The sequence below is a fragment of the Halodurantibacterium flavum genome, from assembly GCF_042681825.1.
Lineage (GTDB): Bacteria > Pseudomonadota > Alphaproteobacteria > Rhodobacterales > Rhodobacteraceae > Halodurantibacterium > Halodurantibacterium flavum.
On the sequence record NZ_JBHUGH010000002.1, the window covers coordinates 23,371 to 36,643 of the forward strand.

Consider the following 13,273-nt stretch of genomic DNA (forward strand, 5'->3'; position numbering starts at 1 on the left):
CTCACTCTTCCCAGATGCCGATTTCGCGGTAAAAGCGGATCGCGCCGGGGTGGAACTCGGACACGCCGACGTCATTCGCCATGTCATCCGGGTTGAAGTCGCGGAAGCCCGGCATGGTCGCCGCCAGCGCGTCCTTGCCCTCGTATAGCGCCTTGGTCATCGCGTAGACGGTGTCTTCATCCGCCCCGGCATGGGTAAAGACCACCTGCGGATAGGCGAAGAACCAGCCATCCTCGTTGACGCCGGGGTTCGAGCCTGCGGCAAGCTCGGCAAAGAAGGCCACCGGCCAGTGCTGGCGCGCAACCTCCAGCGCCTCGTCGGTCGGCTCGACCGTCAGCGCGCGCAAGCCGCCCACGGCGGCATCGGCCTCGCGCACCTTGCCCGCGCCATGGGCAAAGATGAAGCCCACCGCATCGCCCGCGATGAACGCATCGGCCCCTGCGACGACGCTCGGCACGTTCACCGGCACCATGTCGGCGCGCGTCATGCCCACGGTCGAATAGATCGCATCGAGCTGCGGCAGGATCGTCTGCTGCGCCGTATAGCCATCGACCATCGGCTGGCCCCGCAGGTCTGCGACGCTTTCGATGCCACTGTCGGCGCGCACGAAGATCGCCTCGACCAGCGGCATGATCTGCCCGACGATGCGCAGGTCCGGATTCTCACTTCCTGAGAACCATTCCTTGCCTTCAAGGGCATAGTTGACCTCTTGCAGGTTCGCGACGCCGAACTCGATCCCGCCGGATGCAACGAACGGGATATACTGGTTCGGGCTGGTGGCGGGCTGGATCGTCGCCCGGATACCGGCGTTATTGGCGACATTCGCAACGGCCGTTCCAATATTGTGGAAAATCGAGCCCGGATTGGACGTGGCGATGCCCACATTCTGCGCCAGGGCCGGCGCTGCAAAGGCTGCGCCTGCCCCGAAGGCAAGCGAATAGACAAGTCTGCGCATTGGTTTCTCCCCCCGATTGCGGGCCCTCCCCGGCCCATATGAAATCTCACTAAGTGGGATTTCGTGAAAAGTATGGACTTGCGCCGTCGCATATTTCAAGCGCAATCTTCGCCCGGATGCCAAAGACCCGCGCAGCGGGGGGAGAGGATGGCAAGCGCGGGGCCTGCGTGGGGGCGCAGTTCGGAAGGCGCAACCTTTGCGTTGCTCGCGACAGGAATGCAGTAAAATATCGGATTTCAGGGGAGGAAATCATGCAGAATTCAGGATCACGGGCGCAAGGCGACACACAGCCCGCACCCGAACAGCAAGCCGATCCGCAAACCGGGGCCGAGGCGCTTTTGCGCAGCCTCCGCCGGAACGGCGTGACCTATCTTTTCTCAAATAGCGGGACAGACTTCCCCCCGATCATCGAGGCGATGGCCCGGCTCGACCCCGAATCACAACCTGTCCCGCTGCTCGTGCCCCATGAAACGGCGGGTGTGGCGATGGCGCATGGCTATTACCTGATGACCGGCGCGCCGCAGGCGGTGATGGTCCACGTCAATGTCGGGCTTGCGAACAGCGTCATGGGCATGATCAACGCGGCGAGCGATGACATCCCCGTCCTGATGATGTCGGGCCGCACGCCGATCACCGAAACGGGCCGCGAAGGCTGTCGCGCCACCCCCATCCAGTATGGGCAGGAAATGTATGACCAGTCCTCGCTGGTGCGCGATGTCGCGAAATTCACCTATGAGATGCGCTATCCCGAACAGGGCGACAGCCTCGTGACCCGGGCGCTGACCCTTGCGGCCAGCGTGCCCGCGGGCCCCGTCTATCTCAGCCTGCCGCGCGAACCGCTGGGCGAGGTCATCCCGCCCACCGTCCCGCCCGCCCCCGCGCAGGTCCGGGCCGAGCCCGCCGCCCCAGACCCCGCCGCCATCGCCCGGCTTGCGGAATGGATCAGTGCCGCCCGCGCGCCCCTGATCCTGACCCAGCGGGGCGATACGGGCGGACGCAGTGCAGCGGCACTGGCGCGGCTGGCCGACCGGCACGCCATCGCGGTGGCCGAACCCTTCAGCATCCGCAACGTCATGGCGACCGATCATCCGATGTTTCAGGGCCATGACCCGAAACCGGCCATCGCCGGCGCCGATCTCATCATCGTGCTCGACAGCGGCGTTCCCTGGATCGAGGCCACACACAGCCCCGCCCCCGGCGTGCGCGTGGCCCATATCGGCCCCGACCCGCTGTTCCGGCGGATGCCGGTGCGGGGCTATCGCAACGACCTCGCGATCGTCGCCGATCCGGCGGCGGCGCTCGATGCGCTCGATGCCGCGCTCGGGCAACCGGGCCCCCACACGGTCGCCCGTCGCGCGAGCCTTTCCGCCCGCAGTGCCGACCGGCGCACCGCCGCCCGGGCGCAGGCGCAGGATGGCGCGACCAGCCCGATGACCGCAGAATGGCTCAGCCATTGCCTGTCGGATATCATGGACGACCGCGCCGTGATCTTTGGCGAACTGGGCGTGGTGCCGGGCGCCATGCGGTTGAAAGGGCCGAACCGGATGTTCAACAATCCCCATTCGGGGGGCCTCGGCTGGGGATTGCCGGCGGCGCTGGGGGCACAGCTTGCCGACCGCGACCGGCTGGTGATCGCCTGTATCGGCGACGGGTCCTACATGTTCGCGAACCCCGTCGCCTGCCACCAGATCGCCGAGGCGCTGCGGCTGCCGGTCCTTACGATCATCAAGAACAACGGGATGTGGAACGCGGTGCGCCGCTCGGTCGTCAATGCCTATCCGGGGGGCGCTGCGGCGCGGATGAACACGATGCCGCTCACCTCGCTCGAACCCGCGCCGGACTATCTGATGGTGGCCGCTGCAAGCCGCGCCCATACCGAACGGGTCACCGACGGCGCCGACCTGCCCGCAGCCCTGGACCGGGCGCTGCGCGTGATCCGCGAGGAACGGCGGCAGGCGGTGCTGGATGTGGCCATTTCGGTTTCCGACAGGCATTAACGCGCGGGGCATAGACGCACCCGCGCCGACGACAGAACGACCGAAAGGACACCCGATGATCTGGGCCATCCTCAGCCTCGCGCTTGGCGGTATCCTCAAGGGGGCCACGGGTGCGGGGGCGCCGATCATCGCCATCCCCGCGCTGACCATGGTCTATGACGTGCGGCTGGCGGTGACGCTCATGATCCTGCCGAACCTGCTGAGCAACGTCTGGCAGGGCTGGGCCTATCGCCGCGCCGCGCTGCCGGCGGGGTTCCTGCTGCGCTTCTGCATCGCGGGCGGGCTGGGCGTGCTGGTGGGCAGCTGGATGCTCGCCTTCGTCTCGGCCGACCTCTTGTCGCTTCTGGTGGCAGTGGGGGTGATCGCCTATATCGCTATGCGGATCATGCCGCGCAGCGCCTCGGCCACGCTCGGCTATCCGCTGGCGCGGCGGGTCGCGGGCATCGCAGGCCTTGCGGGCGGGCTCTTGCAGGGGGCGACAGGCCTTTCGGCGCCGGTCTCGCTCAGCTTTCTGAACGCGATGCGGCTGGAACGGGCAACCTTCATCGCCACGATCTCGGCCTTTTTCGTCTGCGTCACGGCGGTTCAGGCGCCCGCCCTTTTCGCGCTCGGCTTCCTGACCTGGGACAGGCTCCTGCTCAGCCTCGGGGCGCTGATCGTGCTCTCGGCCTTCATGCCGCTGGGGCGGTGGCTGGCGCGGCGCTGGTCGCCGCAGGTGTTCGACCGGGTGATCCTTGTGCTGCTGGGGGCAATCGCGATCCGCATCCTTGCGGGACTTGTTTAAGCAGGGCCGATCTGTCCGGACCAGCGCCCGACCGCGAGCTCCATCGCATCCGTCCCTGCCGATGTCGAGCGTGGCGCAAGCCCCGGTGATGAGGTTGAACCCTTCGCGGATTGTGCGGGCGGCTGGCTCGACCTCATGTCGCGAGCCGCTGACCCAGCCGCTGAGCGTCTAGAGCGGGGGCTCGACGGAACGGAGACGTCCTGCCGATCGCCAAGGCGTAAAAGACGGCATCATCCGCCCGCCCGATTTGAAGGGCCGGGATGAGAAGTTCAACTTCGCGCACGTCAGCCGCGTGCAGCGAGCGCGCCCGGCACGGGCTGTCCCACCGATGTCAGCGATGGCCCAGAAGCTTGTAGGACACCGTCTCGATATGGCGCCGCATCGCAGCCTCAGCCGCAGCGGGATCCCGGTCAATGATCGCCGAGACAATGGCGTCATGTTCGTCAAAGGAATGGTGGTTTGCTGGCGGGCCGGGGCTGTCGCTGCGCGAGCGGCCCCAGACAACCGTTCTGCGGATCGTGTTCAATTCGTCGAACAGCATCGCAAGGACACGGTTCTGGGTCGCGCCGGCGATGGCGATATGCAGCTGGTTGTCCCAGTTCTCATATTTGCGCCAGGTGCCCGCCTCGCGGCAGTTACGGGCGCAAAGCTGCAATTCGTCGATATCGGCAGCCGAGGCGTTCAGCGCGGCCTCTCGTGCAAGGGCGGGTTCAAGCGTCAGCCGGGCGCGGATCACGTCGCGGGGGCTCGTCTGCTTGATGACGTTGGCCTTGGGGTCTTCCTCGGCGGTGGGGCGGGCGCCCAGAAAGGTGCCCTTGCCGACATGCCGCCAGATGCGGCCCTCGGCCTCGGCCAGGGCGAGTGCCTTGCGAAGCGCGCGGCGGGTGACGCCCAGAACCTCGACCAGTTCGCGTTCCGCGGGCAGGCGGCCCTGATCCTTGAATTCGTGCTGCGCCATGAAGGCGAGCAACTGCGTATAGGCCGCCCGCCCTTCATCGGAAACGAATTGATCCGAGGGCGTCATGACTTCGGTAAGCGACATCACCCACTCCTTGAAAGCACAACTTCTGATAGCGCACATCCGAAACATAGCGGCATGTTCCGGCAATTTCCATCCGTTCCTCACCGGATTGGTAAAAAATCAATCCCGTATCAATTTTATGACTTGACGTAATTGGTTCAGGAATAAAGGATCAATCCACAAGCTCCAAACCGACGAAGGTATCCTATGCGAGGCGATTCAGCCGCTTTCGGGACATATGCTGTCCCGCTTCCCCCTGTGACGACCGTTGAGGTTTCCGGCTCTGACGCCGTGTTTCCGGTGCGGCGCATCTATTGCGTCGGGCGCAACTATGCCGCCCATGCGATCGAGATGGGCCATGACCCCGACCGGGAGCCGCCGTTCTTCTTTCAGAAGAACCCGGACAACATCCTGCCGGCCGGCGCCGATTTTCCCTATCCGCCCGCGTCCGGCGATGTGCATTTCGAAGCGGAGCTTGTGATCGCACTGGGCAAGGGCGGCAAGGACATTCCGCTGGATCAGGCGCTCGACTGTGTCTTCGGCTATGGGATCGGCATCGACATGACACGGCGCGACCTGCAGGGCGAGGCAAAGAAGCTGCAGCGCCCGTGGGAGATCGGCAAGGCCTTTGAACATTCCGCCCCCTGCAGCGCGATCGTTCCCGCCAGCAAGATCGGCCATCCGGACGCCGGCGCGATCTGGCTCGACGTGAACGGAACGCGGCGGCAGACCGGCGACCTGAACCAGATGATCTGGAAAACGCCCGAGATCATTTCCTACCTCTCGGGGCTTTTCACGCTGGCGCCGGGCGACCTGATCTATTCCGGCACCCCTTCAGGTGTCGGAGCCATCGAGCGCGGCGATGTCATGCTCGCCCATGTGGACGGCATCGGCGAACTTCAGGTTCGCGTCGTCTGATCCCAAACCCAAAGGAGACCATCATGATCATCGCCATCGACCATATCGAGCTGATCGTCCGCGACGTGAAGAAGCATGTAGAGTTCTACGAGGCGCTCGGCTTCAAGCTGCTGAGCTGGACCGAACATCACGGCGGCTCGGCCGAGCTGCAGCTGCCGGGGGAAAACCAGCCGATCATCGAGATCCACGAGCTGCTGACCGAGGAAAACCCCGGCGTCAACCATATCTCGTTCCGGGCGCGGGACATCGAGGAAACCTATGAGGATCTCGTGTCCAAGGGCATCAGCTTTTATCGCGACCTCCATGCCTCGCCCACGACGGGACGCAAGAACGCGCTGTTCCGCGACCCGGACGGATGGCGGCTCCAGCTGAGCAGCGAAAAGCGGGTCGATTACGTCAAGACCGCTGACAAGACCTGAGGCAACAGGCAGAACGGGGATGCAGCCATGAACGACGTCATCGACATAAAGGGGCTGCACACCTACTTTTCCACGCCGCGCGGAACGGTCAAATCCGTGCGCGGCGTGGACCTGCGGATCGGGCAGGGGGAAATCGTCGGGCTGGTGGGCGAATCCGGGTCGGGGAAAAGCGTCACGGCCCACTCAATCATACGGCTCTTGCCGTCGGTCGGTCATATCGCGCAGGGCGAGATACTGTTCGAGGGCATGGACCTTGCCCGCCAGCCCGAGGCTGCGTTGCGCCGGGTGCGCGGCAATGCCATCGCGATGATCTTTCAGGAACCCATGACCTCGCTCAACCCCGTGCTGCGCGTGGGCCGGCAGGTCGCCGAAGTGATCCGCCTGCATGAAAGGCTGAGCGCGCGCGAAGCGCGGGCCCGGGTGGTTGATCTTTTCCGGCAAGTGGGCATCCCGGCGCCCGAGGCGCGATACGACGCCTATCCGCATGAGATGAGCGGCGGAATGCGGCAGCGTGTGATGATCGCGATGTCGCTGGCCTGCCAGCCGCGCCTGATCATCGCGGACGAACCGACCACCGCGCTCGATGTGACGATACAGGCGCAGGTGCTCGACCTTCTGCGCAAGCTGGTGACGGAACGGGGGTCGTCGCTGTTGATGATCACCCATGATCTGGGTGTCGTTTCGGAAACCGCAGACCGGGTGGCGGTCATGTATGCCGGTCAGATCGTCGAGACCGCCCCGGTGGATGCGTTCTTTGCCCGGCCGCTCCATCCTTACGCTGCCGCGCTGATGCAATGCGTGCCGCAGATCGACACGGGTCGTGCCGGGCGCGGGGCGCTTCCGACCATTCCGGGCACCGTTCCGGATCTGGCGGATCTTCCGCCCGGCTGTGCCTTCCAGGATCGCTGCCCGCATGTGATGGCCCGCTGCCGCAGCGAGGAACCACCTCTCGCGGTCCTGTCCGAGAACCGTCAAGCAAGGTGCTGGCTGCATGTCTGAACGACCGCTTCTCTCCGTCCGCAACCTGTCGAAGATCTTTGGCGCGCGGGCGACCGGTGTGCGCGCAGTCAACGATGTCTCTTTCGATATCGGCGCAGGCGAGACATTCGCGGTGGTCGGGGAATCCGGTTGCGGCAAAAGCACGCTGGGACGCTGCATAACGCAGCTTGAAAAACCAAGTGCGGGCGAGGTTTGGTTCGGCAAGGCCGATCTGGCGCAACTCGACAGCGCCGGGATGCGCGCGATGCGGCGCGACATTCAGATGATCTTTCAGGACCCTTATGCCTCGCTCAATCCACGCAAGACGGTTGGCGCGACGCTGGCCGAACCGATGCGGATACACCGGCTTTATCCGCGGGCAGAGTGGCGGCAACGGGTTGCCGAGGTCCTGGCCGAGGTCGGGTTGGCCCCCGACCACGCCGACCGGTTTCCCCACGAGTTTTCCGGCGGGCAGCGCCAGAGGATATCCATCGCCCGGGCGCTGACGCTGCGGCCCAGTCTGATCGTCGCGGATGAGGCGGTGTCGGCGCTGGATGTCTCGGTGCAGTCACAGGTGCTGAACCTGATGACCGAGCTGCAAAAGACCTATGGCATCGCCTATCTCTTCATCTCGCATGATCTTGGCGTGGTGCAGCATGTCAGCGACCGCGTCGGCGTGATGTATCTGGGCCGCATGGTCGAGCGGGCCGAGACGGCGGCGCTCTTCCGGGCGCCGATGCATCCCTATACCCGCTCGCTCCTGTCGGCGGTTCCGAAGATGGGACGTCGCCAGAACCGGGACCGCGAGATCCTGCAGGGCGAACTGCCTTCGCCGTTGCGTCCGCCATCGGGCTGCACGTTTCACCCGCGCTGCCCCCTTCGGCAGGACCGCTGCATGTCCGAGATACCCACCCTGAGAGAGGTGGCGCCGGGGCGCCATGTCGCCTGCCATTTCCCGCTAGCAGACCAGAAACCAGAGCCGGCGATCAACGCCGCCTAGTCCCGCGGCCCGTATGGCCGCCGCAAACAACAGGAAGGCCGAACCATGAAGAACAGTTCCCCCCGACGCCTGCGCCCTTTACCGACAAGCCTTGCGGCGCTTGTCCTTGCCCTTGGCATGGCCACGGGCCAGACGGCGCAGGCCGATAATGTGCTGGTCGTCGCGATCCCCGGCGATGTTCCGGTGATCAACTCCGGCATCACGACCGATATCGCCTCAAGCCACATGTCCGGGCAGGTCTACAGCACGCTGGTGCGGCTTGATCCGCAGGGCGGTGTCATCCCCTCGCTTGCCCGGGAATGGGAGATTTCGGAAGACGGGCTGACCTATACCTTCCACCTTTACGAAGGCATCGAATGGCATGACGGGCAGCCCTTTTCCGCCGAAGACGTGGCCTGGAGCCTCTGGAACATCAACAAGGAGTTCAACGGCCCCTCTTCCGGTCTGCTTGAAGCGGTGGAGTCGATCGAGGCGCCCGACCCGTTGACGGTGGTGTTCCACCTTGAATACCCCTATCCGCCCCTGCTGCGCGGGCTCGCATATTTCAACAGTTCGGCGATCCTGCCGAAACATATCTACGATACGGATGTCTCGCCGCTGGAAAACCCGGCCAATCTGGCGCCCATCGGCACCGGCCCGTTCATCTTTCGGGAATATGCGCGCGGCAGCCACATCACCTTTGACCGCAATCCCGATTATCATCTCGAGGGACTGCCCCATGCCGACCGGCTGATCTTTCAGATCATCCCCAATGACACGACGCGCGCGCTTGCCCTGCAATCGGAGCAGGTCGATTTCATTCCCTATTACGCCATGCCGCTGGGTGAGGTCGAAACGCTGCGCAACGATCCGCGCGTGGAGGTGGAATTTGCCAAGCGCATGATCGCGGGCATCTACATGGCCTTTCTCAATACGCGGCATGAAGCGCTCGGCAAGCGCGAGGTCCGGCAGGCGCTTTACTACGCGCTCAACCGTGAAGAGATGCTGGAAAAAGCCGGGTTCGGATATGGGCGCGTCTCGGCCGGGCCGATTTCGTCGGAACAGAGGGTCTTTTACACCGATGACGTGCCGCGCTACGACTATGACCCCGCGCGGGCCGAGGCGATGCTGGACGAGGCCGGATATCCCCGCGGTGCCGATGGCAAGCGGTTCTCGCTCCGGGTCAGCTATGACCTCAAGGAAGGGCCCATGAACAACGCGGCCCAGCTGATGCGGTCCTACTTCGCGGCCATCGGCGTCGATCTGGTGATCCAGGGCATGGAGTCCGGCGCATGGCGCGACAGCGCCTTTACCAAATGGGATTTCGACATCACCATGGGCAGCTTTTCGACCGGCCCCGACCCTGCCGTGGGGGTGGAGCGTCTTTATGTCTGCCGTAACATCGAGCCGCTGATGGCGCGCAACGCCTCGGGCTACTGCAACCCGGAACTCGACGAGATCCTGGCAGAGGCGGGGCGTGAAGGCGACGAAGCACGGCGGGTCGAGCTCTACCATCAGGTCCAGACCATCCTGGCCGAAGACGCCCCGCACTGGTGGCTCTGGGACCGGTTCTATCCCATCGCCTTCAACGCCGAACTGGACGGAATTCTCGACGATCTGACCGGTTATGGCGCGCTCGAAACGGCACGCTGGAAGGAATGACACTGCGCGAGTCGCGCCTCAACAGGGAGAATGAAGATGAAGAACGGATTGCGACGCCGGCTTTTGAATGCCGCCCTGCCGCTTGTACTCAGCCATATCCCGTTTGCCGCCCTTGCCAATGACAGCATCATCGTCGGTCTTTCGGGAGACCCGACCCTGATCAATTCCGGCATCACGACCGAGATCAATTCGAGCGTGGTGGGCGCGCAGGTCTACAGCACGATCGTGCGGCTCGACAGCGAGGGGGAGCCGATCCCCTCGCTGGCCCGGACGTGGGAAATCTCGGAAGACGGGCTGACCTATACCTTCCTCTTTTTCGAGGGGATAAAATGGCATGACGGCACGCCGTTCACCTCGGACGATGTCGCCTGGAGCCTTGAGAACCTGAACCGGCAGTTCAACGGGCCCGCCGGCGGGCTTCTGGCGGCGGTCGAGGCAATCGAAACCCCCGACCCCCATACGGCAGTGTTCCGGCTTTCGCGGCCCTATCCGCCGCTGTTGCGCGGGCTTGCCTATTTCAACAGCTCGATGATCCTGCCTCGGCACATCTTCGACGTGGACATCACGCCGCAGGAAAACCCCGCCAACCTTGCGCCCGTCGGAACAGGCCCGTTCGTGTTCCGGGAATACCGGCGGGGCAGCCACATCGCCTTGGAACGCAACCCGGACTATCACCTGGACGGGCCGATGGTGGACAGACTGGTCTACCAGATCATCCCCAATGATGCCGCGCGGGGTCTTGCGCTGGAAACCGGCGACATTGACTACATCCCCTATCACGTCATGCCGCTGGGCGAGGTCGAGCGTCTGCAGAACGCCCGCGACGTCACGGTGACCTTTCAGAAACGGTCCATCGCCGGGCAGTATCAGGCGTTTCTGAACACGCGCGAGGGGCCGCTTGCCAACAAGCAGGTGCGTCAGGCGCTTTACCATGCGATGGATCGCGAGGACCTTCTGGAAAAGGCCGGTTTCGGCCATGGCACAGTGTCCCGGGGCGGGGCGTTTTCGTCGGAACTGCCGGTCTTCTACACGGATGAGGTGCCTCAATACCCCTATGACGTCGATCTGGCCAACCGGATGCTGGATGATGCGGGCTTTCCGCGCGGCGCTGACGGCAAGCGGTTTTCGCTGCGCGTGACCTATTCGCTGTCGGAGGGGCCGATGACCAATGTCGCCCGGCTGCTTCGCGCGATGTTCTCGCAGGTCGGGGTCGAGGTCATAGACGAGGGGATGGAAACCTCGGCATGGCGTGAAAAGGTCTTCGTGAACTGGGACTTCGACGTCACCATGGGTTCCTACGCCTCTGGTCCCGATCCGGCGATCGGCGCCGCGGGCTTCTACACCTGTGACCGCATTCAGCGGATTTCCGGGTTCAACACCTCCGGCTACTGCAATCCGGCGCTGGACGAGATCCTGTCCGAGGCCGGAAGCGAACTGGACGAGAGCCGGCGCATCGCGCTCTACCACCTGGCGGCGACGATCCTTGCCGAGGACGTGCCGCATTGGTGGTTCTGGGACCGTTATTACCCCATCGCCTTCCGGTCCGGCCTTGAGGGCATCACCGATGACATCACCGGCTATGGCACGATGGATCAGGTGACCTGGACGGAATGACCGCCCGGCGGGCGCCGCACCGGCGCCCGTCACCCCCCGAGAGGAAGGTTTCGCTGTGGCGCTTCTGGCATATCTTTTGAAACGGCTGCTATACACGCTGCCCCTGCTGCTGGCGGTGATCGTCGTCATATTCCTGCTGATCAATGCGGCGCCGGGCGATCCCGTCGATTTCATGATCGGCGAGGCCGGCGCGGATCAGGCGGTCATCGACCGGCTGCGCGCGCAGCTTGGGCTGGACCAGCCGCTGCCCGTGCGGATGTGGGCCTATATCCAGCAGGTGCTGAGCGGCAACCTGGGCTATTCGTTTTCCTCGGGCGCGCCGGTGCTGACCCTGATCCTCGACCGGTTTCCGGCCACGCTGTTGCTGATGGGCACCCAGTATACGCTGGCCGCCATCGTGGGCATCACGCTGGGCGTTCTGGCGGCGCGCAAGCCGCGGTCACGCACCGATACGGTCATCACCTTCATCTCGCTGGCGAGCTTTGCGATTCCGGTGTTCTGGCTTGGCCAGATGATGATCCTTGTCCTGGCCTATCAGTTCAACTGGTTCCCGATCCAGGGAATGGCAAACCTGCGGCGCGGCTACACCGGCATGGATTACGCGCTCGACGTCGCCTATCACATGGTGCTGCCAGCCGCGACACTGGCGCTTTCGAATATCGGGCTGATCACCCGGCTGACGCGCAGCAGCATGATTGGTGTGCTTGGGCAGGATTACGTCAAGGTCGCGCGGGCCAAGGGGCTGGGCGAAAGGGCGGTTCTGGTCCGACATGCGCTTCGCAACAGCCTGCTGCCGGTCATTACGGTAATCGGCGACACGCTGCCCGGGCTGATCGCGGGGGCGGTGATCGTGGAGACCGTATTCGGCTGGCCGGGCCTTGGGCGGCTGACGCTCGACGCGATCAACGCCCGCGATTACCCGCTGCTGATGGGAATGTTCCTTGCGATCAGCGTCTTCGTGATCGTCATCAACCTGATCGTCGATCTGCTTTACGCCGTTCTCGATCCCCGCATCCGCTATCAATAGGGCCGCCATGACCACGCTTACGCTTCCGCTTCGCAGACCGTCGCGCGCCTGGGGCCGGTTCCGCAGCAATACCAGCGCGATGATCGGGCTTTTCATCACGCTTGCCGTGGTGCTCCTGGCGATCTTTGCCCCGGTCCTGCCGCTTTACGATCCGATGCAGCTCGGAGCCTCGTTCCGGCCCCCGTCGGCCCAGCATCCGCTGGGAACGGATGCGCTTGGTTCGGACGTGTTGTCCAACGTCATCCTGGGCGCGCGGGTGTCGCTGATCGTGGGCCTTTGCGCGGTCATCACCTCGACCGTGATCGGTGTGTCGATCGGCGCCCTTGCGGGTTATTTCGGTGGCACGGTCGATACGCTTCTGATGCGGCTGGCCGAGATGTTCCAGATCATGCCCCAGTTCTTTCTGGCCATCGTCATCGTGGCCCTGTTCGGGTCGAGCATCTGGAACGTGGTGCTGGTCATCGGCGTGCTGACCTGGCCGGTGACGGCGCGTCTGCTGCGTGCCGAATTCCTGACCCTGCGCAAGCGGGAGTATGTCGATGCGGCCCGCAATCTGGGCATGTCGCATTTCGACATCGTGTTCCGGGAAATCATGCCCAACGCGCTTCCCCCGATCATCGTGAACTGCACCTTGCAGGTCTCAAGCGCGATCCTGCTGCAAACGAGCCTCGCCTTCCTCGGGCTGGGGGACCCGAACGCCATCAGCTGGGGGACGATGCTGAACACCGCGCAGGATTATTTCAGCCGCGCCTGGTGGATGGCGGCCTTTCCGGGGCTTGCGCTTTTCCTGACCACGTTGAGCCTGAACCTGGTCGGCGACGGCCTGAACGACGCGCTGAACCCCAAGGCCGGGTGAAGCAATTCCGGAGAGACGACGTGGCCCCCGTCCGTGGCTGATCCAGGCGACAGTGCTGGATCA

General features: G+C 64.3%; 12 protein-coding genes. 10 read left to right on the forward strand and 2 right to left on the reverse strand.

The genetic code is table 11. From position 1 onward, the window contains the following. Position 1 precedes the first annotated feature (1 nt). Positions 2-955, reverse strand: a complete 954-nt coding sequence (locus ACFSGJ_RS01795) for a TAXI family TRAP transporter solute-binding subunit (RefSeq protein ID WP_390258996.1) — start codon at positions 953-955, stop codon at positions 2-4. Positions 956-1,206: 251 nt separating this feature from the next. Here ACFSGJ_RS01795 and ACFSGJ_RS01800 point away from each other — a divergent pair, with 251 nt between their 5' ends. Together ACFSGJ_RS01800 and ACFSGJ_RS01805 are read left to right on the forward strand one after the other, a co-directional pair. Next, entirely contained in the window at positions 1,207-2,952 is a 1,746-nt protein-coding gene (locus tag ACFSGJ_RS01800) for a thiamine pyrophosphate-requiring protein (protein WP_390258997.1), read from the forward strand. A 55-nt stretch (positions 2,953-3,007) separates the two neighbouring features. Further along, complete coding sequence (locus tag ACFSGJ_RS01805) at positions 3,008-3,736, forward strand: sulfite exporter TauE/SafE family protein (RefSeq protein WP_390258998.1); 729 nt, start codon at positions 3,008-3,010, stop codon at positions 3,734-3,736. Between the two features lie 331 nt (positions 3,737-4,067). Here ACFSGJ_RS01805 and ACFSGJ_RS01810 read toward each other — a convergent pair whose 3' ends face one another. Continuing rightward, positions 4,068-4,778 (reverse strand): FadR/GntR family transcriptional regulator, encoded by a 711-nt coding sequence (locus ACFSGJ_RS01810; protein ID WP_390259000.1) that lies wholly within the window; start codon positions 4,776-4,778, stop codon positions 4,068-4,070. Positions 4,779-4,964: 186 nt separating this feature from the next. On the opposite strand from ACFSGJ_RS01810, the gene ACFSGJ_RS01815 reads away from it, so the two are divergent. From ACFSGJ_RS01815 to ACFSGJ_RS01850, 8 genes are read left to right on the forward strand one after another with little or no spacing between them, the layout of a single operon-like run. Next, entirely contained in the window at positions 4,965-5,675 is a 711-nt protein-coding gene (locus tag ACFSGJ_RS01815) for a fumarylacetoacetate hydrolase family protein (RefSeq protein WP_390259001.1), read from the forward strand. A gap of 23 nt (positions 5,676-5,698) precedes the next feature. Beyond that, positions 5,699-6,094, forward strand: a complete 396-nt coding sequence (locus tag ACFSGJ_RS01820; RefSeq protein WP_390259003.1) for a VOC family protein — start codon at positions 5,699-5,701, stop codon at positions 6,092-6,094. 27 nt (positions 6,095-6,121) lie between these two features. Next, complete coding sequence (locus tag ACFSGJ_RS01825) at positions 6,122-7,093, forward strand: ABC transporter ATP-binding protein (protein ID WP_390259004.1); 972 nt, start codon at positions 6,122-6,124, stop codon at positions 7,091-7,093. Continuing rightward, the gene (locus ACFSGJ_RS01830; RefSeq protein ID WP_390259005.1) at positions 7,086-8,072 is read left to right on the forward strand and encodes an ABC transporter ATP-binding protein; all 987 of its coding nucleotides are present in this window, start codon (positions 7,086-7,088) and stop codon (positions 8,070-8,072) included. Before ACFSGJ_RS01825 ends, ACFSGJ_RS01830 begins: the two co-directional genes overlap by 8 nt. Before the next feature lie 45 nt (positions 8,073-8,117). Then, entirely contained in the window at positions 8,118-9,713 is a 1,596-nt protein-coding gene (locus ACFSGJ_RS01835) for an ABC transporter substrate-binding protein (protein ID WP_390259007.1), read from the forward strand. A gap of 36 nt (positions 9,714-9,749) precedes the next feature. Beyond that, positions 9,750-11,327: an ABC transporter substrate-binding protein gene (locus ACFSGJ_RS01840; protein WP_390259009.1), complete on the forward strand. Its 1,578-nt coding sequence runs from the start codon at positions 9,750-9,752 to the stop codon at positions 11,325-11,327. 55 nt (positions 11,328-11,382) lie between these two features. Beyond that, positions 11,383-12,354: an ABC transporter permease gene (locus tag ACFSGJ_RS01845; RefSeq protein ID WP_390259010.1), complete on the forward strand. Its 972-nt coding sequence runs from the start codon at positions 11,383-11,385 to the stop codon at positions 12,352-12,354. Positions 12,355-12,361: 7 nt separating this feature from the next. Beyond that, positions 12,362-13,210 (forward strand): ABC transporter permease, encoded by an 849-nt coding sequence (locus ACFSGJ_RS01850; RefSeq protein WP_390259012.1) that lies wholly within the window; start codon positions 12,362-12,364, stop codon positions 13,208-13,210. The last annotated feature ends 63 nt before the right edge of the window (positions 13,211-13,273 follow it).

Coding starts and splice junctions, on each gene's coding strand:
- ACFSGJ_RS01825 (WP_390259004.1), top strand. CDS start 6,122: ATGAACGACGTCATCGACATAAAGGGGCTGCACACCTACTTTTCCACG.
- ACFSGJ_RS01815 (WP_390259001.1), top strand. CDS start 4,965: ATGCGAGGCGATTCAGCCGCTTTCGGGACATATGCTGTCCCGCTTCCC.
- ACFSGJ_RS01850 (WP_390259012.1), top strand. CDS start 12,362: ATGACCACGCTTACGCTTCCGCTTCGCAGACCGTCGCGCGCCTGGGGC.
- ACFSGJ_RS01830 (WP_390259005.1), top strand. CDS start 7,086: ATGTCTGAACGACCGCTTCTCTCCGTCCGCAACCTGTCGAAGATCTTT.
- ACFSGJ_RS01805 (WP_390258998.1), top strand. CDS start 3,008: ATGATCTGGGCCATCCTCAGCCTCGCGCTTGGCGGTATCCTCAAGGGG.
- ACFSGJ_RS01840 (WP_390259009.1), top strand. CDS start 9,750: ATGAAGAACGGATTGCGACGCCGGCTTTTGAATGCCGCCCTGCCGCTT.
- ACFSGJ_RS01820 (WP_390259003.1), top strand. CDS start 5,699: ATGATCATCGCCATCGACCATATCGAGCTGATCGTCCGCGACGTGAAG.
- ACFSGJ_RS01810 (WP_390259000.1), bottom strand. CDS start 4,778: ATGTCGCTTACCGAAGTCATGACGCCCTCGGATCAATTCGTTTCCGAT.
- ACFSGJ_RS01800 (WP_390258997.1), top strand. CDS start 1,207: ATGCAGAATTCAGGATCACGGGCGCAAGGCGACACACAGCCCGCACCC.
- ACFSGJ_RS01835 (WP_390259007.1), top strand. CDS start 8,118: ATGAAGAACAGTTCCCCCCGACGCCTGCGCCCTTTACCGACAAGCCTT.
- ACFSGJ_RS01795 (WP_390258996.1), bottom strand. CDS start 955: ATGCGCAGACTTGTCTATTCGCTTGCCTTCGGGGCAGGCGCAGCCTTT.